Annotated in this window: 23 protein-coding genes and 1 tRNA gene; 6 read left to right on the forward strand and 18 right to left on the reverse strand. The window is 59.4% G+C overall.

Annotation, left to right across the window (positions count from 1 at the left end):
- Positions 1 to 36 precede the first annotated feature (36 nt).
- Together BN1012_RS06785 and BN1012_RS06790 are read left to right on the forward strand one after the other, a co-directional pair.
- Positions 37 to 1,557 (forward strand): AbgT family transporter, encoded by a 1,521-nt coding sequence (locus BN1012_RS06785; RefSeq protein WP_043949047.1) that lies wholly within the window; start codon positions 37 to 39, stop codon positions 1,555 to 1,557.
- A 91-nt stretch (positions 1,558 to 1,648) separates the two neighbouring features.
- Positions 1,649 to 3,058, forward strand: coding sequence for an aldehyde dehydrogenase family protein (locus BN1012_RS06790; RefSeq protein WP_043949048.1), 1,410 nt, complete (start codon positions 1,649 to 1,651; stop codon positions 3,056 to 3,058).
- 60 nt (positions 3,059 to 3,118) lie between these two features.
- Here the strand turns inward: BN1012_RS06790 and BN1012_RS06795 are convergent, their stop codons facing one another.
- The 3 genes from BN1012_RS06795 to BN1012_RS06805 all read right to left on the reverse strand — a co-directional run bounded on the left by BN1012_RS06795 (position 3,119) and on the right by BN1012_RS06805 (position 6,067).
- Positions 3,119 to 4,228, reverse strand: a complete 1,110-nt coding sequence (locus BN1012_RS06795; protein WP_043949049.1) for an S-(hydroxymethyl)glutathione dehydrogenase/class III alcohol dehydrogenase — start codon at positions 4,226 to 4,228, stop codon at positions 3,119 to 3,121.
- A gap of 77 nt (positions 4,229 to 4,305) precedes the next feature.
- Positions 4,306 to 5,370, reverse strand: coding sequence for a nickel/cobalt transporter (locus BN1012_RS06800; protein WP_052534723.1), 1,065 nt, complete (start codon positions 5,368 to 5,370; stop codon positions 4,306 to 4,308).
- Between the two features lie 25 nt (positions 5,371 to 5,395).
- Positions 5,396 to 6,067: a DUF1007 family protein gene (locus BN1012_RS06805; RefSeq protein WP_171815927.1), complete on the reverse strand. Its 672-nt coding sequence runs from the start codon at positions 6,065 to 6,067 to the stop codon at positions 5,396 to 5,398.
- A gap of 209 nt (positions 6,068 to 6,276) precedes the next feature.
- Between BN1012_RS06805 and BN1012_RS06810 the strand changes: the two genes are divergently transcribed.
- Entirely contained in the window at positions 6,277 to 6,684 is a 408-nt protein-coding gene (locus BN1012_RS06810) for a DUF4332 domain-containing protein (RefSeq protein ID WP_043949051.1), read from the forward strand.
- 76 nt (positions 6,685 to 6,760) lie between these two features.
- Here the strand turns inward: BN1012_RS06810 and BN1012_RS06815 are convergent, their stop codons facing one another.
- From BN1012_RS06815 to BN1012_RS06860, 10 genes are all read right to left on the reverse strand, one after another.
- Entirely contained in the window at positions 6,761 to 7,651 is an 891-nt protein-coding gene (locus BN1012_RS06815) for a tetratricopeptide repeat protein (protein WP_043949052.1), read from the reverse strand.
- Between the two features lie 69 nt (positions 7,652 to 7,720).
- Positions 7,721 to 8,053, reverse strand: coding sequence for a DUF2834 domain-containing protein (locus BN1012_RS06820; RefSeq protein WP_043949053.1), 333 nt, complete (start codon positions 8,051 to 8,053; stop codon positions 7,721 to 7,723).
- Positions 8,054 to 8,157: 104 nt separating this feature from the next.
- Positions 8,158 to 8,233: transfer RNA gene (locus BN1012_RS06825), tRNA-Lys, on the reverse strand.
- A 137-nt stretch (positions 8,234 to 8,370) separates the two neighbouring features.
- Entirely contained in the window at positions 8,371 to 9,510 is a 1,140-nt protein-coding gene (gene tgt / locus BN1012_RS06830; protein WP_043949054.1) for a tRNA guanosine(34) transglycosylase Tgt, read from the reverse strand.
- A complete protein-coding gene (queA, locus tag BN1012_RS06835) occupies positions 9,507 to 10,586 on the reverse strand; it encodes a tRNA preQ1(34) S-adenosylmethionine ribosyltransferase-isomerase QueA (protein WP_043949055.1) in 1,080 nt (359 codons plus the stop codon). The genes tgt and queA overlap by 4 nt, the downstream gene beginning before the upstream one ends.
- 22 nt (positions 10,587 to 10,608) lie before the next feature.
- Positions 10,609 to 11,076, reverse strand: a complete 468-nt coding sequence (locus tag BN1012_RS06840) for a peptidylprolyl isomerase (RefSeq protein ID WP_043949056.1) — start codon at positions 11,074 to 11,076, stop codon at positions 10,609 to 10,611.
- Positions 11,077 to 11,115: 39 nt separating this feature from the next.
- Positions 11,116 to 11,715: a peptidylprolyl isomerase gene (locus BN1012_RS06845; protein ID WP_122381352.1), complete on the reverse strand. Its 600-nt coding sequence runs from the start codon at positions 11,713 to 11,715 to the stop codon at positions 11,116 to 11,118.
- A 52-nt stretch (positions 11,716 to 11,767) separates the two neighbouring features.
- A complete protein-coding gene (gene coaD, locus BN1012_RS06850) occupies positions 11,768 to 12,292 on the reverse strand; it encodes a pantetheine-phosphate adenylyltransferase (protein ID WP_043949057.1) in 525 nt (174 codons plus the stop codon).
- An 84-nt stretch (positions 12,293 to 12,376) separates the two neighbouring features.
- Positions 12,377 to 15,106, reverse strand: coding sequence for a DNA gyrase subunit A (gene gyrA / locus BN1012_RS06855; protein WP_081826491.1), 2,730 nt, complete (start codon positions 15,104 to 15,106; stop codon positions 12,377 to 12,379).
- Positions 15,107 to 15,551: 445 nt separating this feature from the next.
- Positions 15,552 to 16,418, reverse strand: a complete 867-nt coding sequence (locus tag BN1012_RS06860) for a protein phosphatase 2C domain-containing protein (RefSeq protein ID WP_043949058.1) — start codon at positions 16,416 to 16,418, stop codon at positions 15,552 to 15,554.
- 143 nt (positions 16,419 to 16,561) lie between these two features.
- Between BN1012_RS06860 and BN1012_RS06865 the strand changes: the two genes are divergently transcribed.
- Complete coding sequence (locus tag BN1012_RS06865) at positions 16,562 to 17,095, forward strand: TetR family transcriptional regulator (protein ID WP_043949059.1); 534 nt, start codon at positions 16,562 to 16,564, stop codon at positions 17,093 to 17,095.
- Positions 17,096 to 17,122: 27 nt separating this feature from the next.
- Here BN1012_RS06865 and BN1012_RS06870 read toward each other — a convergent pair whose 3' ends face one another.
- The 3 genes from BN1012_RS06870 to BN1012_RS06880 are packed head-to-tail and all read right to left on the reverse strand — an operon-like array spanning position 17,123 to position 19,431.
- Entirely contained in the window at positions 17,123 to 17,602 is a 480-nt protein-coding gene (locus tag BN1012_RS06870; RefSeq protein WP_197538344.1) for a DUF2269 family protein, read from the reverse strand.
- Complete coding sequence (locus BN1012_RS06875; protein ID WP_043949060.1) at positions 17,599 to 18,909, reverse strand: SDR family oxidoreductase; 1,311 nt, start codon at positions 18,907 to 18,909, stop codon at positions 17,599 to 17,601. Before BN1012_RS06875 ends, BN1012_RS06870 begins: the two co-directional genes overlap by 4 nt.
- A gap of 39 nt (positions 18,910 to 18,948) precedes the next feature.
- Entirely contained in the window at positions 18,949 to 19,431 is a 483-nt protein-coding gene (locus BN1012_RS06880) for a single-stranded DNA-binding protein (RefSeq protein ID WP_043949061.1), read from the reverse strand.
- Positions 19,432 to 19,697: 266 nt separating this feature from the next.
- On the opposite strand from BN1012_RS06880, the gene BN1012_RS16760 reads away from it, so the two are divergent.
- Entirely contained in the window at positions 19,698 to 20,267 is a 570-nt protein-coding gene (locus tag BN1012_RS16760) for a GNAT family N-acetyltransferase (protein WP_052534725.1), read from the forward strand.
- A 4-nt stretch (positions 20,268 to 20,271) separates the two neighbouring features.
- A complete protein-coding gene (uvrA, locus tag BN1012_RS06890) occupies positions 20,272 to 23,358 on the forward strand; it encodes an excinuclease ABC subunit UvrA (RefSeq protein WP_122381353.1) in 3,087 nt (1,028 codons plus the stop codon).
- A gap of 96 nt (positions 23,359 to 23,454) precedes the next feature.
- Here the strand turns inward: uvrA and BN1012_RS06895 are convergent, their stop codons facing one another.
- Positions 23,455 to 24,309 carry an alpha/beta fold hydrolase gene (locus BN1012_RS06895; protein ID WP_043949062.1) on the reverse strand — a complete coding sequence of 285 codons (855 nt, stop codon included), beginning with the start codon at positions 24,307 to 24,309 and terminating at the stop codon, positions 23,455 to 23,457.
- A 76-nt stretch (positions 24,310 to 24,385) separates the two neighbouring features.
- Positions 24,386 to 25,117: a DJ-1/PfpI family protein gene (locus BN1012_RS06900; RefSeq protein ID WP_043949063.1), complete on the reverse strand. Its 732-nt coding sequence runs from the start codon at positions 25,115 to 25,117 to the stop codon at positions 24,386 to 24,388.
- Positions 25,118 to 25,234 lie beyond the last annotated feature (117 nt).

Here is a 25,234-nt window from a genome sequence, read left to right on the forward strand (position 1 = left end):
CGTGCCGGTCACAGTTGATCTGAGGGGATCACCACCATGACGCAGACCGCCCCACGCCGCAGCATGCTCACGCGTTTCCTCGATGGTGTGGAACGCACCGGCAACGCCCTGCCCGATCCCGTCACGCTGTTCGCCTTGATGATCGTGATGGTGATTATCGCGTCTGTGATTGCGGCCGCCGCAGGCGTTGCCGTTCCACACCCCGGCACCGGCGATGTGGTTGAGGCCAAGAGCCTTCTGGCCGCCGATCAGATCCAGCGGCTGCTTGTGGAAATGCCCAAGACGTTCACGAGCTTCGCGCCACTGGGCTACGTGCTGCTGGTCATGCTGGGCGTTGGCGTTGCCGAGAAGACAGGTTTCCTCACCGTTGCCCTGCGGTCGCTGGTGTCCGGCGTCTCACCGCGTCTCATAACAGCGGCACTCGTCTTTGCAGGCATCATGTCGTCGCTGGCGGCAGACGCGGGCTATGTGGTGCTCATACCTCTGGGGGCCGCCATTTTCATGGGTGCCGGCCGACATCCGGTGGCAGGCCTCGCGGCGGGCTTTGCCGGTGTGGCCGGTGGTTTCAGTTCCAACCTCATCCTCACACCCCTTGATCCCCTGCTGGCGGGCATCACCCAGGAAGCAGCTCGCCTTGTGGCCGCGGACTATGTCGTCGAAGTCACCGCAAATTATTATCTGATGCTCGGCCTGGTGCCGCTCTTCGTCATTGTCGGCACTTGGGTAACCGACAGGATTGTCGAGCCCCGCCTGCCCAAATGGGTGCCGACTGAAACACCAATTCCCGCAGTCGATGGCGATGTGTCCGCCGTCGAGCGCCGGGGCATTCAGGCTGCCTTGCTTTCCGTTGTTGTTCTGGCGGCAGGCGTCGCGGCGCTGGCCTGGGCACCCGGTTTTCCCTTGCGGGGCGAGGACGGCAGCTTCCTGCCTTTGATGCGGAGCCTTGTCTCGCTGATGTTCATCGCGTTCCTCGTTGCCGGTATTGCCTATGGCGTGACCACGCGGGTGATCGCGTCTGACAAGGACGTGGTCCGGATGATGGCGGATGCCATGTCGGACCTTGGCGTCTACATCGTGCTCGCATTCATTGCGGCGCACTTCATCGCCATGTTCAGCTGGTCCAACCTTGGCATCATCTCGGCCGTCGTCGGCGCGGATACCCTGCGATCCATCGGCTTTGAGGGCTCGCCACTTTTGGTGTCTCTCATACTGCTGGCCGCAACGATCAACATTCTGGTCGGGAGCGCGTCGGCCAAGTGGGCGTTTCTGGCGCCGATATTTGTCCCCATGCTCATGCTGCTGGGCCTGTCGCCGGAAGCCACGCAGGCCGCCTACCGTATTGGCGACAGCTCCACCAACATGATCACGCCGCTGCTGCCCTATTTCCCGCTGATCCTGATCGTCGGGAAACGGTACGATCCCAACTTCGGCATCGGCACATTGGTGGCCACCATGCTGCCATTTGCGATTGCGTTCGGGGTCGCCTCAACCGCATTTTTTGTCGGGTGGCTGGCGCTTGGTCTGCCTCTGGGTCCGGGTATTTCCAGCACGTTCTAAAAAACTCTTTGCGTATCGCAAATACGCGTTACTGTTTCTCCAAAGAAAACGGCAGGCATCAGCCTGCGGCTTATCCTAGGGAGACGGAAACATGGCGGAACAGGCATATAAGCTGCTGATTGGCGGCAATCTGGTGGACGGCGACAGCACCATGGATGTTGTCAATCCAGCCACCGAAGACGTGATCACCAAGGCACCCCGAGCCTCCGAAGCGCAACTCAATGATGCCGTTGCAGCAGCCAAGGCCGCATTCCCGGCATGGGCCGAAACACCCATCGAGCAACGCCGCACAGTCATCAATGCCATCGCCAATGCGATTGAAGCCGAAGCTGAAGACTTTGCCCGTCTGCTGACCCAGGAACAGGGCAAGCCACTGCCGGATGCGACCGGCGAAGTGCTCGGCACCGTTGCCTTCATGCGCTATTTCGCGACGCTGGATATGCCCGTCAAGGTGCTGGACGACAATGAAGGTCGCCGGATTGAAGCCCACCGCAAACCGCTGGGTGTCATCGGCGCCATCGTGCCGTGGAACTTCCCGATGATCCTCATGGCGTTCAAGCTGCCGCCGGCGCTTCTGGCCGGCAACACGCTGGTGCTGAAGCCAGCCCCGACGACGCCGCTCACCACACTCAAGCTTGCGGGCATTCTAAAGGAGATCGTCCCCGCAGGTGTCGTCAACGTCATCACGGATGCAAACGACCTCGGCGCCCCGCTGACAGCCCATCCTGACATCCGCAAGGTGTCGTTCACAGGCTCAACCGCAACCGGTGCCAAGGTAATGGAAGGCGCAGCCAAACTCTTGAAGCGCGTAACGCTGGAACTTGGCGGCAATGATGCCGGTATCGTGCTGGATGACGTGGACCCCAAGGAAGCCGCCCCGCAGCTCTTCCAGTCCGCATTCCAGAATTCCGGTCAGGTCTGCATCGCCATGAAGCGTCTGTATGTGCATGAAAGCATCTATGACGAAATGTGTGCCGAGCTTGCCAAGCTGGCTGAGGAAGCCATCATCGGTGACGGTCTGGAACAGGGCACCCAGCTTGGGCCGCTCCAGAACAAGATGCAGTACGACAAGGTGAAAGACCTGATCGAAGACGCCCGTGGCTCCGGCAACATCATCGCCGGTGGCACGACGCCTGATCAAAAGGGCTACTTCATCCGTCCCACCATTGTGCGCGACATCGAAGACGGCACGCGCCTGGTGGACGAGGAGCAGTTCGGCCCGGTTCTCCCGGTCATCAAATACTCAGACGCGGATGATGCAGTCGCCCGCGCCAATGCTTCGCCTTATGGCCTTGGTGGCTCCGTATGGGCCAAGGACACAGATCGCGCCTATGCGCTGGCGGACAAGATGGATGCCGGTACAATCTGGGTGAACAAGCACGCCGAACTGGACCCGATGATCCCGTTTGGCGGTTCCAAGATGTCAGGTGTCGGCGCTGAACTCGGCGCGGATGGCCTTGAGGAATTCACCCAGCTCAAGATCATCAACATGGCGCGCTAAGCACCTGATCTGGCTCGAGAATTGGAAAAGGCCGCTGCACCCGCAGCGGCCTTTTTTGAGTTAGTACACAACCACGCTACGGATGCTCTCACCCGCATGCATCAAGTCAAATCCCTTGTTGATCTCGTCAAGGGACAGGGTGTGGGTGATCATCGGATCGATTTCGATTTTGCCGTCCATGTACCAGTCAACAATCTGAGGGACGTCTGAGCGTCCGCGCGCACCACCAAAGGCGGACCCGCGCCAGTGCCGCCCGGTGACCAGCTGGAAGGGCCGCGTCGAAATCTCGGCACCAGCCGGCGCAACACCAATGATGATGGATTGTCCCCAGCCCTTGTGTGCGCTTTCCAAGGCTACGCGCATGACATCCGTATTGCCGATGCACTCAAAGGTATAATCGCCACCACCACCGGTCAGTTCGATGAGATAAGCGGTGAGGTCACCGGTGACTTTGGCCGGATTCACGAAATGCGTCATGCCGAACTTGCGGCCCCAGGCTTCGCGATCATCGTTGAGGTCAACGCCCACGATCATCTTTGCGCCGACCATGCGCAGGCCCTGCAGGACGTTAAGCCCGATGCCACCGAGGCCAAAGACAATGGCAACGGAGCCCTCTTCTACCTTCGCGGTGTGAATGACCGCGCCAATGCCCGTGGTGACGCCACAGCCGATGTAGCAGATCTTGTCGAACGGCGCGTCCTTGCGCACCTTCGCCAGGGCAATCTCGGGAACGACTGTAAAATTGGAGAACGTCGATGTGCCCATATAATGGTGCACCGGCTTGCCATTGACCGAGAAGCGGCTGGTGCCGTCCGGCATCAACCCCTGCCCCTGCGTTGAGCGTATTTTCTGGCACAGATTTGTCTTCGGGTTCAAGCAGTATTCGCACTCGCCGCATTCCGGCGTGTACAGAGGAATGACGTGATCATCGACGCCCAGCGAGGTCACACCCGGCCCGAGTTCGCGCACGATGCCCGCGCCCTCATGGCCCAGGATAGACGGGAAAATACCCTCGGGGTCTTTGCCCGAAAGCGTGAATTCATCGGTGTGGCAGATCCCGGTGGCCATGATTTCCACCAGCACTTCGCCCTCACGCGGGCCTTCCAGGTCCACGTCCACAAGCTCAAGGGGGCGTCCGGCCTCAACGGCCAGCGCAGCACGGGTTTTCATCAAAAGGCTCCGTATTTGTTTCCCCTCTGGTTTAGGACGCACCAGCAGGAGCCGCAAGTCGTCGGCCGATTTTGTGATTACATCAGCAGGATGCCGCCGCTGGGCTGCGTCGCGCTGGCAAAGGCAAACAGGGTACCCATCACCAGAAGCAAGAGCCCGCCCAGGATGGCAAGTCCATGCGCCGCCATTTCGACCCGCGCATTGTCCAGCCGGGTCAGCGCCCAGGCCCCATCCCGCAGACCAACCGCTGCAAGCGCAATGAGCGCCACGGCGATGGCGGTGCCAGCTGACATGGCCAGAACAGCGGCAATACCGGCAAATGTCATGCCCAAGACCTGGGCAAACACCAGAACCAGGATCGCCCCGGAACACGGGCGGATACCGATCGACAGAACGATCCCGATCATTTCCCTCAGGGAGCCAGCATTCATGCTCTCTTCCGGCGTTGGAAAATGCGTATGGCCGCAGTCAGGACCGTGCTCGTGATCATGATCATGTCCGTGCTCATGGTCGTGCCCGTGACTATGTCCGTGATCATGGTGATGGGCGTGGCCGGCGGATCCAAGGTCGAACCCAAATCGTGGTGCCAGAGCCTTTGCGGATCGCCAGATGAGCCAAAGCCCGACAACCGCCACCAGTGCGAAGCTCGCAGCCTCAAGCCACTGGACGATGACGCCCGACGTGCGCAGCGCCAGACCAAAGATCACGATGATGCCGGTTACCACCACAATGGCCGTGATCCCCTGCATGAAGGACGAGGCGGCAGCCAGCAGCAGGCTTCGCTTCAGAGCCGTAGGCTGCGTCACCAGATAGGCAGACAACACCGCTTTGCCGTGCCCGGGCCCCGCCGCGTGGAAAACGCCATAGAGGAATGACAAGGCAATGAGTGTCCATGCGGCGGTGAGTGACCCTTCTTCTTTCAGGGCCCGAATGGCGCCGGCCAGACTGCGGTGCAGACGTTGCTGCTCGCTTTGAATGTATAGAATCGTTTGCGTGAGGAATGACGCATCTGTGTCAGCATTTGCGGGCGTTTCGGTAGTCTGCGCTGGAGCCGCTTCCTGGCGGTCCACACCAAGCTGAGCTGATGCCGAGGGTGTCCAGGTCAGGCTGAGGACAACGCTGAATGCCAGTGCAACGGCCAATAGTAAGCCCGTAGGCCGGACTGTTTTACTCAGCACTGCGGGCCTCTACAGGACGGCAGTCAATGGTGACATTTTCAGCGAAGGCAGCACCGAGTGTATCCGGTCCCTGATCCATCCTGTCCAAGGAAGCTGCAAGGCTGATCATCTCGAAGGTTGGCGACGGGCGGTCCACATCCATTGTGCAGGTCGCCGGGGGGTTACCTGTCATTAGCACGCCGGTGCCCTTCTCATGCAGCATCTCGATGTAATAGTCAGGATCATAAACTGAATACCTGACCGGCCAGTCCGTGGTGTCGACGGGTTCTTTGAGGTCAACCCTAAAGGTCAGTTCAAGCCGTTGGTCCGGCCGCAGCCGGGCGCTCTGGTCACGGGCATCGACATCCAGGCGGCCATCCCTGCCTTCAATCCGCATCAGATATCCAAACTGGGCAATGCTGTCGGTCATCTCGACGGCATATTTGTCCAGCTGCTCCTGGGCAGGCTTGTCGCCAGACGACAGCTCAAATCCTTCAAGCTGGAACACCGTATAGAATTCATCAAACGCCCAGACATGGGTGAAGCCGGTGAGCTTGCCGTCCTCGCCGAACACGGACGAAACGGTCATATCGATCCAGACATGCGGATGCGCGGTCGCTGTCGGCGTACCGATGGTGAGTGCGGCAAGAACAGCCCAGATGGCAAGATGTACACGTTTCACGACAAGCAATCCCATTGGCGCAGAATCCAACAAATACGTTAAAACACTATGGCCGCAAAACGGGGCAAAACCGAGGCTGACATCATGTCAGATTTGATGTGCAACTTGTTGCGGCTGTAGGCTTGGAATCGCCGTAAACTCCCTGCAAAGTACCATTAAGTCCCTGATCTGAAGGGGGCTGATTGACCCCTGAGGAAGGAAAAACATCCGTGAGCTATCCGATTGAAGACATTGAAGGTATCGGCCCTGCCTACGCAGAAGCGCTTGGCAAGGCTGGCATCAAGACAACCGAAGACCTGCTGTCCATTGGCGCTGCCAAGAATGGTCGCGGCGACATTGCCCGCGACAGTGGCCTGTCAGAAAAGCTCATCCTCAAATGGGTGAACCATGCAGATCTGATGCGCATTTCAGGCATCGGCGGCGAGTATGCTGAACTTCTCGAAGCCGCCGGCGTTGATACAGTCAAGGAACTGCAGCACCGAAATGCGGCCAATCTGGCTGAAGCTCTGCAGAAGACCAACGACGAAAAGAGCCTCACCCGGCAGGTGCCCAGCGAGTCCATGGTCACCAAATGGATCGACCAGGCCAAAGGCATGGAGCCCGGCGTCAGCCACTAACGCCTGAGTGCAAAGCAAAAGGCCGGGCTCCAATGCGGAGCCCGGCCTTTTCTGTGGACGATCTGATGGGCAGCCATCAGCTGCCGGTATCAGGCTCCGTCAGTTGGAGCTGACAGTTCTGTGCGATGCAGGCCTTGAGCGCTTCCCGGGTGCGCCCGGTCATGACGCCATCCGGCGGTGAAGACAAGAAGCCCTTGGCTGACAGCGCATGCTGTATCTGGCGCACATAGTAGGTGTCCCCCATGCGGGCAGCCTTCACGAAGTACTCCAGCGCTTCCTGTTTGCGGCCAAGCTCCGCCATGATGTGCGCGTAGGTATCAAGGGAGTTGGCGGATTTCTCCCCGTCTTCCTCAAGCGACTTGGCAGAAATCGGCAGCGCCTGCTCCGCGCGGCCCAGGGACAACAGCGTCCACGCCAGTGAGTTGAGCGTTTCGGCATGGTCCGGGTCTATCTTGAGGGCGGCATAGAGGTCCGGCAGGCTTTCCTCATATTTGCCCACATAATAGAGCGACAAGGCCCGGTCCCGATAAACGTCCGGGTCCTCTGTCTCCAGTTCAAGGGCCAGCGTGTAGTCCGCAACGGCGGCCTCATAGTCCTCCCGGTACTGATGAAGGAAACCACGCACGTAGTAGGTGATGTAATCGTCCGGCTCCAGACGAATGGCCTCGTCATAGTCGGCAAACGCCTGCTCGTGATTGTCTGTCTCTGAGTGCCCCTGACCGCGGTTGTGGAAAGCCATCGACAGGTCTTCGTTGCTCAGTCCATCCCGATTTTCGATCAGCCAGCCGCACCCTTCAATCTGCCGGGCTGTATCGCCGGACCGGCAGTCTTCAAAGGCCTGATCCCGTGCGGAGTTGCCTTGCTCAAACAGCGTGGACTCAAGAAAGGTCGGGGCAAATGTCGGCGCGAAATAGCCCACAGCGCCGAGAAATCCGATGGTCCCGATCCAGGTCAACAGGTTACGCACAGACTTGAGCTCCGAGTTTCGAGAAGAATGCCTCGCCTTTTGAAACTAAAGCACAGCTTAAAGCTGCCGTCAGGTGTTCGATACAGCCCCGGTTCGGCTTCTGATAACAAGGTAAAGCGCAAAGGCCGTGGCAACGCCGGGCACAAGAATAAGCGGCAGAACAACCCAGCCATGGGTGACCCCGTGCGCACTGCGCTCATACAGCACCCAGATCGCGAGAATGACACCGCACAGGATGGTGTCGAGCGAGTAGCCGGAGGCATAGGGATTAACAAACCCCGCGCCAAACGCACCGATGATATCGCCGGACTCCAGCAAGGGGGGCACAACGATGATCACAAAGGCCACGGTGAAACCGAGCCCTGCCGCCAGAACCAGAAATTCAAAAGTGCGTTTTGTCATCGAGATGTCCCCTCGCCTATTTCCACAGGTTTCCGCTGTGCGTCAGCATAGCGGCATGCCCGCAGCGGGGCTGTCTATTTTGGCGTGTCTTGGAAAAGAGAGAGTGGTGAGCCCGACAGGGTTCGAACCTGTGACCTACTGATTAAAAGTCAGCCGCTCTACCAGCTGAGCTACGGGCCCACTTAGTGCTCTGCGGGTTGCAAGGCCCGGCGTGCATGTGTGGCGGGAAACTAGGGGCGCAAAGCGCTGCGGTCAACCTGCAAATCCGCGCCATTTTGTCGGGTCTGGGCTGCTCAAATGCTGCCCTAAAGGGTGGCCTAAATCGGGTCTATGTCGCTTGCTTCGCGCTGCGCATAAAAGTCTGCCACAAACGCCTCAAACCGACCCTCGGCAATGGCCGCGCGCATCTGAGCCATCAGCCACTGATAGTAGGCCACGTTGTTCCAGGTGATGAGCATGGCCGCCAGATATTCACCGCTCTTGTAGAGGTGGTGCAGGTAGGCACGCGAATAGAGGTTTGAGGCCTCGCAGGGACTGTCCGCATCCAGCGGCCGCGGATCAGCCCCATGACGGGCGTTTTTGAGCGCAACCCGGCCATGGCGCGTAAAGGCCTGGCCATGGCGGCCTGACCGCGTCGGCATAACGCAGTCAAACATATCAATGCCCCGCCGCACGGCCTCAACCAGATCCTCCGGTGTGCCGACGCCCATGAGGTAACGCGGCTGCTGTTTTGGCAGCGCCGGCGCAACCGCCTCCACGGTTTCCAGCATGGCGCCCTGCTCTTCCCCTACGGAAAGCCCCCCAAGGGCATAGCCGTGAAAGCCGATATCAACGAGGGCCTGCGCATGTTGCAGGCGCAGGTCCGGGTAGGTTGAGCCCTGCACAATGCCAAACAGCGCCTGGCCTTCCTTGCGGTGAGGTTGGTCTGCAAAAGCCTGTTTTGAGCGTTTAGCCCATCGCGTGGTCAGGTCCATGCTGGATTGGGCCTGTTCGCGGGTCGCGGGATAATCCGTGCACTCATCCAGAATCATCTGAATGTCCGCGCCCAGCAGACACTGGATTTCGATGGAGCGTTCCGGCGTCAGCGAATGTGTCGACCCGTCAATATGGCTTTGAAAGGTCACGCCCTCATCGGTCATCTTGCGCAGCTTGGCAAGGGACCAGACCTGGAACCCGCCAGAATCCGTCAGAATGGGTTTGTCCCAGTTCATGAATCTGTGCAGACCGCCTAAGGCAGCAACCTCCTCAGCACCCGGACGAAGCATGAGATGATAGGTGTTGCCCAGCACGATGTCCGCACCGGTGGATTTCACGGTGTCCGTCGTCATGGCCTTGACAGTGCCGGCTGTGCCCACGGGCATGAAGGCTGGCGTGCGAATGGTGCCGCGCGGCGTTTCTATTCGGCCTGTCCGCGCCTCGCCATCGGTCGCATCAAGGTGAAAGTCAAAGCTCGTCATGGGGCGGCGTTGTCCTGAGAATGGGGAAAAAGCAGGCTGCTGTCGCCATAGGAATAGAAACGGTAGCCCGTATCGATCGCATGCTGATAGGCCTGCCGCATGGTCGCGACACCTGCAAATGCTGACACCAGCACAAACAGCGTTGAGCGTGGCAGATGGAAATTGGTCATCAATACATCCACCGCATGGAAGTGATGGCCCGGCTTGATAAAAATATCCGTCTCGGCCTGGAAGGGATGAAACACTCCATCTTCATCAACAGCGCTTTCAAGCAGCCGCATGGATGTGGTGCCGACAGCAACGATGCGGCCACCCGCCTGGCGCGCCTCGTTCAACCGTTGCGCGGTTTCCGCCGTAACCTCGCCCCACTCCGAGTGCATCTTGTGGGCCGCCAGCGTGTCCGATTTGACCGGCAGGAATGTGCCCGCCCCCACATGCAATGTGACGGTTTCCTGTGAGACACCCTTGTCTGTGAGGGACTTTAGGACACGGTCCGTGAAGTGAAGTCCTGCAGTTGGTGCCGCCACGGATCCGTCAGCCTGCGCAAAAACCGTCTGGTAGTCTTCTTCATCCTGTGCGTCGGCTTTGCGCTTGCCTTCAATGTAAGGAGGCAGAGGCATTTCACCGGCTATGGCAATGGCTTCGTCCAGCGTTTGTCCGGTGGCGTCGAGTCGAACCACGACCTCGCCGCCGTCCCGGCTCACAATGTGCGCCTTGAGGCCTTCTGCGCACTCCACGGTTTCGCCGGGCTTCAGGCGTTTGGCAGGGCGGGCAAAGGCTTGCCAGTGGCCGGGATCCGGCATGGGCTTGTGCAGGAGGAGCTCAATATGCGCCTCGGCTTCACCGCGGCGTCGTATGCCGCGCAGCCGGGCATGTATCACGCGGGTATCATTGGCCACCAGGACGTCGCCGGATTTCAGAAAATCGGCAAGCTCCCGCACACCTGCATCGGCGATGGCGCCTGGCTTGGTAGCATTGACCACAAGCAATCGCGCTGCGTCTCGCGGTTGGGCGGGACGCAGCGCAATAAGCTCTTCGGGTAACGTAAAGTCATAGGCATCGAGGCTGTCGGTCATATCCGTTGCCCCGGTTGCCGGATCAGGCGTTTGCGGCAATGACGGCCTTCTCGATCTTGTCAGGGTTTGCCGGTGGCTCGCCCTTGGCAATGGCGTCTACGTGATCCATGCCGTCAACAACCTGGCCCCAGACCGTGTACTGACCATCAAGCCAGGATGATTCCTGGAAACAGATGAAGAACTGGCTGTCGGCGCTGTCCGGATCAGCCGCACGCGCCATGGAGCATGTGCCCCGCACGTGAGCTTCATTCGAGAACTCGGCAGTCAGGTTCTTGCCAGACCCACCCATGCCCGTTCCGGTGGGATCACCGGTCTGCGCCATGAAGTTGTCAATCACACGATGGAAGACAATCTGATTGTAAAAGCCGTCACGTACCAATTCCTTGATGCGGGCAACATGGTTTGGTGCAAGGTCCGGTCGAAGGGCGATTTTTACGTCACCTGTCTTCAGTGTCAGGATCAGGGTGTCTTCAGGCGAGGCGTCTGTCATCGCTCTCTCTTTTCTGTTGTGAGATCGTATCGTTGAGTCTTAGGGCGCCGCAGGAGCTGCAGACGCAAGATCGGATTTAATCCGTGCGGTGATGATTTTACCGGGGTTCGCAGGTGGTTCACCCTTCGGCAGATCGTCCACGGCATCCATGCCGGAAATAACTTCACCCCATACGGTGTAGAAGCCGGACGGATTGCGTGGGTTGTTCATGTGGCGAGCCAGATTGAACATGATGAAGAACTGGCTGTTGGCACTGTTGGGGTCCGCCGTGCGGGCCGCACCAATGATGCCGCGACGGAACTTCGTTTCCGTGAATTCAGCGGGCAGGTCGGGATAGGATGAGCCACCGGCACCGGTGCCGGCAGGGTCGCCGGTCTGTGCCATGAAGCCATCAATCACCCGATGAAAGATGATGCCGTCATAGAACTTCTCACGGGTCAGCTTCTTGATGCGCTCCACATGCAGCGGCGCAAGATCCGGCCGCATCATGATTTCAACAGTGCCGGTGCTCAGTTCAAGTACCAGAATGTTGGACGTATCGTCCGCGAAAGGCGCCTGCGCCATGGCAGGTTTGTTGAAGGCAATCGCAGCAATGGCAACCAATGCCAGCGCTGAAAGCCAGGTCCGGGTCAATGACATACGCATAAGGTGAAACTCTCCCAAAAGTGTCTTGTGCTGAGGTGGCGCCAGATCAGGATGCAGCCTGCTTGAGTTCGGCAAAACGGGCCAGCAAACGCTCCTGGACCATTGGTGTGGTGAAATGTGAAATGTCACCACCCAGCCGCGCAATCTCTTTTACAAGCCGCGAGGCGACAGCCTGATGCTGCGCTTCTGCCATCAGGAACACTGTCTCTATGTCCGGATTAAGGCGTTCATTCATGCCCGCCATCTGGAATTCATATTCAAAGTCGGACACAGCACGCAGTCCACGGATGATCATTTGCGCGCCGATTTCCTCTGCGAAATGCATCAGCAGGGATTCAAAGGGCTGAACTTTGACTGTGGTCTTGATGTCAGAGGCCTTGATGAGCTTCCCCACCTCCTCCTCGACCATTGCCACGCGATCCTCGAGGGCAAACAAAGGCCCCTTGTCGCGGTTGATAGCAACACCGATCACAAGATGGTCCACCATCTTCAGTGCACGGTTAATGATGTCTAGGTGGCCATTGGTAATCGGGTCAAAAGTCCCCGGATACAGCCCCGTCCGTTTGATCATTCCGGCCGGCTCCCGTTTTGTTTGTTGTCCTGTTGAACCGCTGGGCGGTATTTCCACGCTTGCAGCCCGGATTTGATCGTCGTTTTAGCCGTCAGAACCCGGTTCGTCGAGGGTTGGCGTGTCGTCATTATCTGACGATCCGTCATCATCGTTACCGGCTGTTTCGTCTTCATCATCGTTTGAAGCGTCTGCGATGTGGGAAACTGACACCACGCTCTCTTCATCAGCCGTGCGGAAAATGGTGACACCCTGGGTCGCCCGTCCGGCCACACGCACGTCATTGACCGGGCAGCGGATGAGCTGCCCGGCATCTGTCACAAGCATGATCTGGTCTGCTTCATCCACAGGGAACACCGCCACCAGCTTGCCGTTACGCGGCGTCACCGTCATGGCAATGATGCCTTTGCCGCCACGACCCGACGTTCGGTACTCGTAGGAGGACGTGCGTTTGCCAAAGCCGTTGACCGATACCGCAAGCACGAATTGTTCATGCGCGCCAAGTTCCGCGTATCGCTCAGGTGACAGTGTGACGTCATCGCCCGACTCGTCCGCGGCGTCGTCGGCTTCTTCCACAGGCGCGTCATCATCCACCGCCGCGCGCATGACTTTGGCCTGCTTCAGATAGGCCCGCGCCTCAGCTGGTGTGGCGCCGGTATGATGCAACATAGCCATGGCAATCACGTCGTCATCGTCGTCGAGCCGGATGCCGCGGACACCGGTTGACGTGCGTCCGGTGAACACACGCACATCCGTCGCCGGGAAGCGGATCGCCCTGCCCTTTGCCGTGGTCAGCAGAACGTCTTCATCTTCAGTGCAGATGGCAACACCCAGGATGCCGTCCTCAGGATCGTCCAGCTTCATGGCAATCTTGCCGCTGACATTGATGCGGACGAAATCAGAGAGCTGATTGCGCCGCACATTGCCCTTGCGGGTGGCGAACATCAGCTGCTGGTCGCCCCAGCTTTCTTCATCCTCAGGCATCGGCATGACGGTGGTAATGCGCTCGCCTTCTTTCAGCGGCAGCAGATTGACCATTGCCTTGCCGCGCGACTGCGGCGAGCCCGCAGGCAAACGCCAGACCTTCAGGCGATAGACCATGCCCTCCGAAGAGAAGAACAAGATGGGCGTATGCGTATTGGCAACAAAAATGCTGCTGACGAAATCCTCATCCTTCGTCGCCATGCCCGAACGGCCCTTGCCGCCCCGGCGCTGCGCCCGATAGGTATCCAGCGGCACGCGCTTGATGTAGCCACCGTGAGAAACGGTCACCACCATCTCTTCACGCTGGATCAGGTCTTCGTCTTCGAAGTCGCCCAGGGACTCCATGATTTCCGTCCGGCGCGGCGTCGCAAACTCGTCGCGCACCGCCTGTAGCTCGTCGCGGATGATGCCGGAGAGTTTCTCTTTTGATCGCAGCGTCTCGAGATAATCCTCGATCTTTTCACCAAGACCCTTGAGCTCATCGCCGACCTCGTCACGGCCAAGGGCTGTCAGGCGTTGCAGGCGCAGGTCAAGAATGGCACGGGCCTGTTCCTCGCTCATGCGCAGCGTATTGCCGTCCGTCAGCACGTGGCGCGGGTCCGCAATGAGTTGCACCAGCGGCGCCACATCAGCGGCCGGCCAGTCGCGATCCATCAATTGCTGGCGGGCCGTTGCCGGGTCCGGTGCGCTGCGGATCAGACGAATGACTTCGTCGATGTTGGCAACGGCAATGGCCAGGCCAACCAGCACGTGCGCACGGTCGCGGGCCTTGTTGAGCTCGAACTTGGTCCGGCGGGTAACAACGTCCTCGCGGAACGCGAGAAACGCATCAATGAACCCCTTGAGGGTCAGCACTTCCGGCCGACCGCCATTCAGCGCAATCATGTTGCAGCCAAAGGACGTCTGAAGCTGTGAGAAGCGATAGAGCTGGTTCAGGACAACGTCCGAGACCGCATCCCGCTTCAGTTCGACGACGACACGCATGCCGTCGCGGTCACTTTCATCGCGTAGATCAGAAATACCTTCGACGCGCTTTTCGCGCACCAGCTCGGCAATCTTCTCCACCATCGACGACTTGTTCACCTGATAGGGAATTTCGGTGATGACGATGGCTTCGCGATCACCGCGTGTCTGTTCAATGTGAACCTTGCCGCGCATGACGACAGAGCCGCGGCCATCACGATAGGCCGTGTTGATGCCGGAGCGGCCAAGGATCATGCCGCCGGTCGGAAAATCCGGACCCGGCACGATCTGCATCAGGTCATCAATGCCGATTGTCGGCGTATCCAGCGTTGCAATGCAGGCGTCGACCACTTCGCCAAGATTGTGCGGCGGAATGTTGGTCGCCATGCCGACGGCAATGCCGCCGGCACCATTGACCAGCAGGTTTGGAAAGCGTGCGGGCAGCACAACCGGCTCGCGCTCGCTGTCATCATAGTTGTTCTGGAAATCGACCGTATCCTTGTCGATATCTTCCAGCAGTGCGTGGGCCGGCTTGCCCATCCGCACTTCGGTGTAACGCATGGCTGCCGGGGGATCGCCGTCAACAGAGCCAAAATTGCCCTGCCCGTCCAGCAGCGGCAGGCGCAGGGAAAAGTCCTGCGCCATACGCACCAGCGCGTCATAGATCGATTGGTCCCCGTGCGGGTGATACTTACCAATCACATCACCGACGACACGGGCAGATTTACGGTACGGCTTGTTCCAGTCGTAGCCGTTCTCATTCATCGAAAACAGAATGCGGCGGTGCACAGGTTTGAGGCCGTCACGGGCGTCAGGCAGCGCACGCGACACGATCACGCTCATGGCATAGTCGAGATAAGAACTGCGCATCTCATCTTCGATTGAGATGCGGCCTATGCCTTCACCGGGGCCATCGGAAGGTCCATCTGAGCCACCCGCAGGCGGCTCTCCTCCAGCGCCGTCACCGGCGCCTTCGGATGTTACGGGATCTTCCACGGGTTCGTTGTCGTCGATATCTGACACTGAGCGGCTTGCTTCTGTTGTTTCATCATTTGGCCAAAAAGCCCGCGTTGCGCAGGCTCACAAGCAGCGCATCGGGACTTTCAACACTGTGCGGAATCGCGTCGAAAACGCACTCTGAAAACTAGCACCCGGTGCGGTCGGCAGCAAACCGGGGCAGTGCTCACACGAGCAGCAAAGAGCACTCGGTAAGTCCTTGTTTTTAATGTGAAAAATGGCATCTATTTTGGGCGGTTTCACGCGCTGTGTCGGCGTCCCGCAAAGCCAATCCAAAATCTGCACCACAGGCAAAGACTCAGCCGATTTTGACCAGCATGGCGGTTGCGTCATCGGACTGCTTGAAGCGCGGAAATTGATGCGCTTCGGGGTCAAGTTCCCTCTCAATATGCCGAAGCTCATCCTTCAAGGCGGTCAGGCCCTTCGCAAGGGCCGCGTCAAGCAGCTCTTCTTCCGTGTAGCGGCCATAGTCCCCTGCCAGCGCCTCAAACCCGTCGGTCATCAAAAGGGCAACCGCCGGCGCTTCAAAGTCAAAAGTCGCCGTCCGCGCGTGTTCTGCCGCGCCCGCATCCAACGCAAACACCCAGTACCCGCCCGATACATTGTGGCGGTTGCGCACCTTGCGCAGGCGCGAAAGGATCGAGCTGCGGTGCTGGTTCGGCTCGCCCGTGTCGCCCTGTTCTTTGCGTTGCTCGGAAAAACGTGTGGCGAGGTGGTTTTCATAGGCCTCGCTCTCCTCGCTGCTCCCGAACGTCCGGAACATCCCGGTGCCATCGCGCAGGAGGATCTTGCAGTCCCCGAAGTTGAGACACTCCAGAACACCGCCGACCTGCCGGACGAGAATGAGCGACGCCGTAGGCCGTTCATAGCGCTCCTGCGGCTGTCGATGGCCCTCAGCCTCAAAGCGCTGCGTCACATCGTCAATGACCTCGTCCACGAGTGCTGCCAGAGGACCGCGATGGCTTGGCGCGCGCGCCTGCAAGGCGTCGGTGCCTGCCTGTGACAGCCAGGCTGCGTCGCTGGCGGTGCCGGTGAGCTGCTCCTCCACCAGTCCTGTTGCCCCGTCAAACACCCATGCGTAATCGCCGGAGTGGCCCAGATTGTCGTCGTTGGCACCGCCAATCTTGCCGGGGTCATGAAGGGTGTCGAGCACATCAATGGTCATGGAAACCGCCTTATGGAAATCTGTCGGGACTGCAGCTTTTGGATTCTTGCGTGATGATACGCAGACAAATTGACACAAGCGCGGCAATTCCCGTCATATCCGCTATGTCAGCAGTCTTTTCGTCCCCTGCAACAGGATAGTCCGTGGCCAAATCCGATGATCGCCGGTCTGCAATATTGGAGCGTCTCGCGGACCATGTCCTGTCGGACGGGCTTTCCGCGTCAAGTCTGCGCGCCCTGGCGGACGCAGCTGAAACCAGCGACCGCATGCTGCTGTATTACTTCAAGGACAAGAATGAGATCATCACCGCGACGCTGGGCGTGATCGGGGATCGCCTGGAGATCATTCTTGGGGACCGGGCGGCCCCACAGCCCATCCCCCTGGAAAAGCTGCAGCCGGCCCTGCTGAAGGCGGCGCTGGATGATGATCTGTGGCCCTATATGCGCATGTGGCTCGAGATATCAGCTCTTGCCGCCCACGGAGACGCGTTCTATCGCGCCGTCGGCCAGCAGCTTGGAGAGCGGTTTCTGGACTGGGGCCACGCACAGCTCAAGAGCGCGTCCCCCAGAAAACGCAGATCAGAGGCCGCCGGCCTGCTGCTGACAATCGAAGGCGCTTTGCTGCTCAAGAGTGTCGGAATGACTGACGCCATCAAGGATGCAACGGGCATCAGCTAGGGTCTCAGCGCCTGTTTGGGGTCTGACCTAGAAAACCTGTGCCGGACGCAGCAGCATCAAGACGTAGATGCCCATGACTGAGGCAAACGCTGGCCAGCCAAGCCAGAACCACCATGCAAACAGCTGGTGATATTGCGCGGGCAGATCATCGCTCGTGTCCGCTGCATATTGCGCCAGCTTCTGCATCTTCCATTGGATCCAGACAACCGGCAGCCAGCAACACCCGATCAGAACATAAAGGGCATAGGTCGCCAGCAGCCACTCATCCAGCAGGCTGTAGCCTGCCAACACGGCCAGTGCGATGCCGCTGACAGGCTGCACCACGACGGCTGTTGCGGTGAAAAGAAAATCCGCGACGACAACAATGCGGCCAACCCCCGCAATGAGAACCGGGCTGCCGGTGCGATGTGCCATGAACATGAAAAACGCGATGCCCAGCCCGGTGCCAAACAGCACAGCGGCGCTAAGGATGTGGATCCATTTCCAGATCAGGAACGCGTCCATCATCGGCGCGCTCCAGACGCGGCGAGGACAATTGTTGCCCCGATGATCGGCACAACCTTTAGAAGCGGCCCGAGCGGATCAGCCCACATCTCCGGTGCCAGCAAGGTCAGGCCGCCAATATAGCCAAGGCTGAGCAGTATCTGTGCCACGCAGGGCCGCCACAGGTCGCGCGCGGTGATCAGCCAGATGCCGAGCAAAATATCGAGACATGAGGTGGCAATGATCGCCCCCAGCGTTCCCGTGCCGCCAACGAGTGCGGTTAAGGCAAGAGCAGCATCGGCCTGCGCCGCGTGCGAAATGCCTGCAAGCGTGACGATGCCTGTCGCAACCCAGAAGACCGCCAACAGCACACGCAGGGCAATCAGGGGCGCGGCCAGTCGGGCATCGCGCCGGTCCGCGCGGGAGGCCGGGTCATCTGCAAGCGCAGTCCCAATGGGCTGCATCTTGAGACCCGTCGCCTCTTCAAAGGGAACATGATCTGCTGTGTTGGGTTTCTCAGTCTGCTTGAACGAGGTGGACCGCAAAGCCGTCTCAACACCCAGATAGCCAAGCAGGTCCGCTGCCAGGATCACCGGCCGCATGGCCCACCCGGGAACAGCCACAATACGCGCAGGCCCAAACCCCAGCCATGCTCGGATGGTCTGCACGATTTCGGTGAGGTCCTGAACCACGGGCCCGGTCACCGCCAGCGTCAGGCGAGAGGGGGCGTTGGCGTCGGTCAATCTGAGGATGCCGTTGGTCAAGTCATCCATGGCGACGGGCTGAAATACAATGTTCGCCTGTTCGGGAATTGCCACGACCCCGGGCAGGCCAGCCAGCAGGCGCACCATGGCTGTGCCGCCATAACATTCTCGGGCAACCACAAGCGATGGTTTGAGAATGATCCAGTCCGCGTCGAGCCCGGCCAGATATGTGTCGGCAACACGTTTTGACCTGGAATAGTCCGTATCCACATCATCATCCGCGCCAAGTGCAGAGATATGAATGATGCGCTGGACCCCCGCCTTAAGAGCACCATCAAAAAGGGCGCAGGTCGCGGCACCATGAATGGCGGCCGGGTCATCTCTGGATGTCTTTTGAAGAACGCCCGCGCAGTTGACGAGCATATCGCAGCCGTCCAGGCGCTCTGCCCAGATATGCGCATCCGTGTCCGTGTTGAGATCGCAGGGCCGCCATTCAACAGCCGGGACAAGTCGCCGTCCCAGATCAAGATCGCGGCCAAAGCCTGTGACCTCGTGACCAGCTCGAATTAACCGACGCGCAACATGGCTGCCAATAAAGCCATGCGCGCCGATCAATCCGACTTTCATGAGGGCGTCACCTGCGTGGGGGCGATAGGGAGCTGAGCGCTAGAAAGGCACTTCGTCGTCGAAGTCGCCGCCGCCAAAGTCGTCTGCGCCACCGCCTGCAGCCGCTGCAGCAGGCCGGGACTGGCCGCCGCCCCCGCCGCCGGAGCCGGCACCCATGCCGCCGCTGTCGCTACGGCCATCAAGCATGGTGAGGGTCGAGTTGAAGCCCTGCAGCACCACTTCCGTTGAATAGCGATCCTGACCGGACTGGTCCTGCCATTTGCGCGTTTGGATTTGGCCTTCGAGATAGACCTTCGAGCCCTTCTTCAGATATTGCTCCGCGATCTTTGCCAGGCCTTCTGAGAAGATCACGACGCGGTGCCATTCCGTGCGCTCACGGCGCTCACCGGAATTTCGGTCGCGCCAGCTTTCCGATGTCGCGATGCGCAGATTGACGATCGGTTTGCCGTCCTGCGTATGCCGGACTTCAGGGTCTGCGCCCAGATTGCCGATGAGGATAACTTTGTTGACACTGCCTGCCATGGTGCGGGCCTTTCCTTGGATGGGTCTTCTCGCCGCGTATGCCGGAGCACGGCAGTGACGTGGGACGTTATTGAGTTGCGCGAACGGTAGCTGATAATCGCGCCGTTCGCTCCACTGCACCGGATTTAATCCACAACAAATGCAGGTGTTCCTGATATGTTCTTAGCATGCCGAATCGACTTGAGCCAACACACTAAGCACACTGCGCCGCCTTTCATCCTCCCGTCTCACCCAAATCCGATTTCGCCGGTCGCGTATTACCTTCCATGCCTGAGCAAACGTCCCAGTCCAAAAGCCCCAACGGCTTGCCGCTTCTGCTGACAGAGCGCCTGCGACTGGTGCCCTATGGCCTTGCTCCGGCCACCGTAGAGGCTTTTTGCCGGGTGACGACGGACCCTGCAATCTATTGGTGGCGGGAAGCGCCTTATACCGAGCAGCAGCAGACCGACTATTTCGAGTCCGGCGCTTTGTTTGAAGATGCTCACAGAGGATTGGGCGCATGGGCAGCCTTTGCCAGGGACGAGGATGTCCAGCTTGGCCACGTGATGCTTCAGCCTCTGGATGACACAGGCATGATCGAAATCGGCTGGCATTTGCTGGAGACGGCGCGCGGCCATGGCTACGCCACCGAAGCTGCGGCTGCCTTGTTTGCTTACGGGTTTGATGTGCTGAACATTGACCCTATTTACGCAGTCATCCTGCCGTCGAACGAAACCTCCATTCAGGTGGCAAAGCGCATAGGCATGCAGCCCGACGGAGAAGGCACCTATCACGACGATCATCATTTGCGCTTTCGTTTGACGCGCAATTTGCACGACACCCAATCACAGGACTGACCACTTGACCGGACTTCGCAATATCACTGTCAAAGGCGCCCGCGAGCACAATCTCAAAGGTGTGGACGTCGAACTGCCGCGCGACAAGCTGGTGGTCATCACTGGCCTGTCCGGGTCGGGAAAGTCCTCGCTTGCCTTTGACACGATCTATGCCGAAGGCCAGCGCCGGTACGTAGAGAGCCTGTCTGCCTATGCACGGCAGTTCCTGCAGATGATGGAAAAGCCGGACGTGGACTACATCGAAGGCCTGTCGCCGGCGATTTCGATTGAGCAGAAGACCACCTCCCGTAACCCGCGGTCGACAGTCGGCACCGTCACCGAAATCTATGACTACATGCGCCTGCTGTTTGCGCGCGTCGGCATTCCCTATTCGCCGGCCACAGGTCTGCCCATTGAGAGCCAGACCGTCAGCCAGATGGTGGACCGGGTGCTGGCACTCGAGGAAGGCACGCGTCTGTTCCTGCTCGCCCCGATGATCCGCGGCCGCAAGGGCGAATACCGCAAGGAGTTTGCCGACCTGCTCAAGCGAGGCTTCCAGCGCGTGAAGGTCGATGGCGAGTTCTACGAGCTGGAAGACGTCCCCAAGCTCGACAAGAAAAAGAAACACGACATTGAAGTCGTGGTGGATCGTCTTGTTGTCCGCAAGGATATTGCAGGCCGCCTGGCTGACAGTATGGAAACAGCCCTGCGGCTGGCTGAAGGCATCGCCATTGCAGAGTTCGCCGACGAAATAGACGACGATGGCAATCCGCGTCAGCTCATCTTCTCAGAGAAATTCGCCTGCCCGGTGTCAGGCTTCACGATTGAAGAAATTGAGCCGCGGCTGTTTTCGTTCAACAATCCGTTCGGCGCCTGCCCCGCCTGTGATGGTCTGGGCACAGAGCTTCAGTTCGAACCCGATCTGGTGGTGCCGGAACCCTCCCTGAGCCTGCGTCAGGGTGCTGTTGCGCCTTGGGCCAAGACGGGGACGACCTCGCCTTACTACACCCAGACATTGCAGGCACTGGTGGATCACTATGGCGGGTCCATGAACGACGCATGGAGCGATCTGTCGGAAACACTCCGCAATGCCATTCTGTTTGGCACCGGCAAGGAAGAAGTCGAATTCCACTACGACGACGGCATCCGCTCCTACAAGACCAAGAAGACGTTTGAAGGCGTTGTCGGCAACATTCAGCGGCGCTGGCGCGAAACAGATTCAGCCTGGATGCGCGAAGAGCTGGCCCGGTTCCAGTCCGCCCATCCATGTGAGTCCTGTGGTGGCAACCGCCTGAAACCCGAAGCGCTCGCGGTCAAGATTGCAACGCTCCACATCAGTGACGTCGCCGACTTTTCCATCCGCGAAGCCCATGAGTGGTTTTCAACGGTCGACAAGAGTTTCACCAAAAAGCAGAACGAGATTGCCGGGCGTATTCTGAAGGAAATCCGCGAGCGGCTTCGCTTCCTGGTAGATGTTGGCCTTGATTATCTCACGTTGTCACGCGGCTCTGGCACGCTGTCCGGTGGCGAAAGCCAGCGCATTCGCCTTGCCTCGCAAATCGGCTCCGGTCTGACCGGTGTGCTGTACGTGCTGGACGAGCCATCCATCGGTCTGCACCAGCGCGACAACACCCGTCTGCTCGAAACCCTCAAGCGCCTGCGCGACATCGGCAATACGGTCATTGTCGTCGAGCATGACGAAGAAGCCATCATGGATGCTGACTATGTGGTGGACATGGGCCCCGGTGCCGGCGTCCATGGCGGAACTGTGGTGGCCGCCGGGACGCCCAAGCAGGTGATGCAGTCTGGCGAAAGCCTGACCGGCCAATACCTCGTGGGCATGCGGCAGATCGAACTGCCCCATGAACGTCGCCCGGTGGATGGCCGCAAGCTCACCATCAAGGGCGCGCGAGAAAACAATCTCAAGGATGTGGATGCGGACTTCCCGCTTGGAGCGTTTGTCTGCGTGACCGGCGTCTCCGGGTCGGGAAAGTCATCGCTGCTGGTGGACACGCTTTACCCTGCCCTGTCGCGCCGACTGATGAACGCCCGCGCCCAGCCCGGTGCCCATGACAAGATCGAGGGCATCGAGTTCCTCGACAAGGTCATCGACATTGATCAGTCACCCATTGGCCGCACGCCACGCTCCAACCCCGCGACCTATACGGGCGCTTTCACCCCGATCCGCGAGTGGTTTGCAGGCCTGCCGGAAGCCAAGACCCGTGGCTACACGCCGGGACGTTTCTCCTTCAACGTCAAGGGCGGCCGCTGCGAAGCCTGCCAGGGTGACGGCGTTCTCAAGATCGAGATGCACTTCCTGGCGGACGTCTATGTGCAATGCGATGTCTGCCATGGCGAGCGCTACAACCGCGAAACCCTTGAAGTAAAGTTCCGCGACAAATCCATCGCCGACGTGCTGGACATGACCGTTGAAGACGGCGCCACCTTCTTCAAGGCCGTGCCCGCCGTGCGCGACAAGCTTGAAACTCTTAAACAGGTCGGCCTTGGCTACATCAAGATCGGTCAACAGGCGACGACGCTCTCCGGCGGCGAAGCCCAGCGGGTGAAGCTGTCAAAGGAACTGTCCAAGCGCGCCACCGGCCGCACACTTTACATTCTGGATGAGCCGACAACCGGCCTGCATTTTCACGATGTCGCAAAGCTGCTGGATGTGCTGCATGAGCTGGTGGATCAGGGCAATACGGTTGTTGTGATCGAGCACAACCTCGAGGTCATCAAGACCGCCGACTGGATCATCGACATTGGTCCTGAGGGCGGTGATGGAGGTGGCGAGGTCGTGGCCCAGGGCACACCCGAAGACGTGGCCGCTGAACCGCGCAGCTACACCGGCGACTATCTCAAGCCGCTGCTCAAGAAGAGCCGCAAGGCAGCGCCCAAGTCAGAAGAGCGCAAGAAGAAAACCGCATTGGCCAGAGCGTCAGCGGCAGCCTCGCGCCGTCCCATGCGTAAGGCAGCAGCCGAAGAGCCTGAACCGGCACCCAAGCGCAAGGCGGCGGCAAAGAAAGCCTCCCCTAAGGTGAAGACCAAGGCAAAAGCCAAGACCAAGTCGAAGGCGCGTAGCAAGACACGGACGAAAGTCGCCAGCCGCTAGGTGAATTGTCCGATTAAACCGGACAATGGCGTCTGTTGGAATCTGACGATCCAACCACTTGATCGCCATCCCCCGGCTTGACCGGGGGATCCAGCATCAGGCCGCGACATCGCTTTTTTGGAGAAAGGCCAGTACCGCCTCCGCCACAGCCTCCGGCTGTTCTTCATGCGGCAGGAAACGGGCCTTGTCGATTTCAATCAGGCGCGCATCGCCGGGAATGTTGGCAACCATCTCCCGCGCGTACTTCACCGGAAAAATCGGATCACGCGTGCCCCAGATGAACAGCATGGGGACGTTGGTATCCGCGTGCACCTGATCCAGAGTATCCACGATCACCGGTTCCACAGCGCAGAGATATGCCATCAACCCGTCATAGGCATGGCGCGTGCGGTGCCATGAGTGAACAAACAGCTGCATGAAGTCGTCCGTGAAATGCGACGCGTCGGCAAAGAACCCGCCATAGCCGCTGCCTGATTTGACAAATGTCTCGGACGACAAGGCCGCCTTGAGAATGAGCCTTGTGAGCGGATTGCGGTGCAGCTTCTGCAACAGCGTCACCGTTGGCGGAAACTGGAACGGGATTTCCGTATCAATCGCCGTGACCGAGGTCACACGAGCAGCGTCTTTCACTGCAAGAAGTCGGGCAATGGTGCCGCCCGTGTCATGACCCAGGACCGCGTAGTCCGTAAGTCCCAGATGATCGACAAACGCCATGGTGCGATCCACATGGGCATGGAATCCCAGATCCGTGTCCTTGGTCCATTCGCTCTCACCCATGCCCGCAGAGTCAAGCGCGTAACAGGTGTAGGACTGCGACAGCAGCGGGATCAGATGACGGAAGTTGGCTTTGTGAAACGGCCAGCCATGAATGAGCACAAGCGGCGGACCCTCGCCCGAAACCGTGTAGGCAAGTTTCAGGTCGTCAGCGGTAAAATATTGGGTGTCAGACATAAAAGGCTCCCGGTCCATGTATGACCGGAAGCCTCTTTTGAGACGCCTTACCCCTCAATTATGCCGGAGGTAAGCGTTACTCCGCCGCAGCGCGGGCCTTGTCCTTATTGGCCTGTGCCTGCTTTGCAGCCTCAGCCATGGACGCCACACCGTCCGCCATGAAGGCCCTTGAGAGTTCCAGGGTTGCCGGGTCCGCTTTGGTGGGGTGCCCGCCCACGAATGGTGGTTGCGGATCATACTCGAAGGACAGCTGCAGCAGCTTTGCCACGTCCTCTCCGGCCAGCTCGGCGGCAAGCGTCAGGCCAAAGTCGATGCCGGCAGTCACGCCTCCCCCGGTCATCCGGTTGCGGTCACGCACCACGCGGCCCTGCTTGGGCGTTGCTCCTACCAGCGCCAGTTGCTCGTGCCATGCCCAGTGACAGCTGGCTTCATAGCCGTCCAACAAACCGGCAGCGCCCAGAAGCAATGAACCCGTGCAAACCGCAGTTACATATTTGGCGTCCTGGCCCTGCGTGCGCAGGAACCCAAGAACAGCCTCGTCATTCATGATGTCTACCTGTCCAAACCCGCCTGGCACGCAGATAACGTCCAATTGCGGGCAGTCATCAAAGTCATGGGTTGGATTGATGGTGTAGCCGGAGTCTGATGCGACCGGCGCCTTCTCCTTCCAGATGTAATGCATCTGTGCGCCGGGCACCGCCGACAGGATTTGCGCTGGTCCCAATGCATCAAGGGCAGTGACCATCGGGTAAATGAGGAAGCCAATCTTGACGGGGGCTGGGGCGAGATCTGTAGCAGCGTCTGACATGGGGGTGCTCCGTTTACATGTGCTGGTGAGTGATCATTGCGCGATGTGGGTAAGGCTGAAATGACAAATGCCCCTTGATTTCTGACATGTCCCGGGGTGGTCTGTGGAGACCTGTTG

This window comes from Candidatus Phaeomarinobacter ectocarpi, assembly GCF_000689395.1.
GTDB classification, from domain to species: domain Bacteria; phylum Pseudomonadota; class Alphaproteobacteria; order CGMCC-115125; family CGMCC-115125; genus Pyruvatibacter; species Pyruvatibacter ectocarpi.

Bases quoted from the DNA above. Each gene is read 5' to 3' on its own strand.
- BN1012_RS06845 (WP_122381352.1), bottom strand. From the start codon at position 11,715: ATGTCATTGACCCGGACCTGGCTTTCAGCGCTGGCATTGGTTGCCATT.
- BN1012_RS06795 (WP_043949049.1), bottom strand. From the start codon at position 4,228: ATGAAAACCCGTGCTGCGCTGGCCGTTGAGGCCGGACGCCCCCTTGAG.
- BN1012_RS06860 (WP_043949058.1), bottom strand. From the start codon at position 16,418: ATGACCATTGATGTGCTCGACACCCTTCATGACCCCGGCAAGATTGGC.
- BN1012_RS06785 (WP_043949047.1), top strand. From the start codon at position 37: ATGACGCAGACCGCCCCACGCCGCAGCATGCTCACGCGTTTCCTCGAT.
- coaD (WP_043949057.1), bottom strand. From the start codon at position 12,292: ATGATCAAACGGACGGGGCTGTATCCGGGGACTTTTGACCCGATTACC.
- queA (WP_043949055.1), bottom strand. From the start codon at position 10,586: ATGACCGACAGCCTCGATGCCTATGACTTTACGTTACCCGAAGAGCTT.
- BN1012_RS06820 (WP_043949053.1), bottom strand. From the start codon at position 8,053: ATGACAAAACGCACTTTTGAATTTCTGGTTCTGGCGGCAGGGCTCGGT.
- BN1012_RS06790 (WP_043949048.1), top strand. From the start codon at position 1,649: ATGGCGGAACAGGCATATAAGCTGCTGATTGGCGGCAATCTGGTGGAC.
- BN1012_RS06875 (WP_043949060.1), bottom strand. From the start codon at position 18,909: ATGAAAGTCGGATTGATCGGCGCGCATGGCTTTATTGGCAGCCATGTT.
- BN1012_RS06870 (WP_197538344.1), bottom strand. From the start codon at position 17,602: ATGATGGACGCGTTCCTGATCTGGAAATGGATCCACATCCTTAGCGCC.
- BN1012_RS16760 (WP_052534725.1), top strand. From the start codon at position 19,698: ATGCCTGAGCAAACGTCCCAGTCCAAAAGCCCCAACGGCTTGCCGCTT.
- gyrA (WP_081826491.1), bottom strand. From the start codon at position 15,106: ATGCGCAGTTCTTATCTCGACTATGCCATGAGCGTGATCGTGTCGCGT.
- BN1012_RS06900 (WP_043949063.1), bottom strand. From the start codon at position 25,117: ATGTCAGACGCTGCTACAGATCTCGCCCCAGCCCCCGTCAAGATTGGC.
- tgt (WP_043949054.1), bottom strand. From the start codon at position 9,510: ATGACGAGCTTTGACTTTCACCTTGATGCGACCGATGGCGAGGCGCGG.
- BN1012_RS06895 (WP_043949062.1), bottom strand. From the start codon at position 24,309: ATGTCTGACACCCAATATTTTACCGCTGACGACCTGAAACTTGCCTAC.
- BN1012_RS06840 (WP_043949056.1), bottom strand. From the start codon at position 11,076: ATGACAGACGCCTCGCCTGAAGACACCCTGATCCTGACACTGAAGACA.
- BN1012_RS06880 (WP_043949061.1), bottom strand. From the start codon at position 19,431: ATGGCAGGCAGTGTCAACAAAGTTATCCTCATCGGCAATCTGGGCGCA.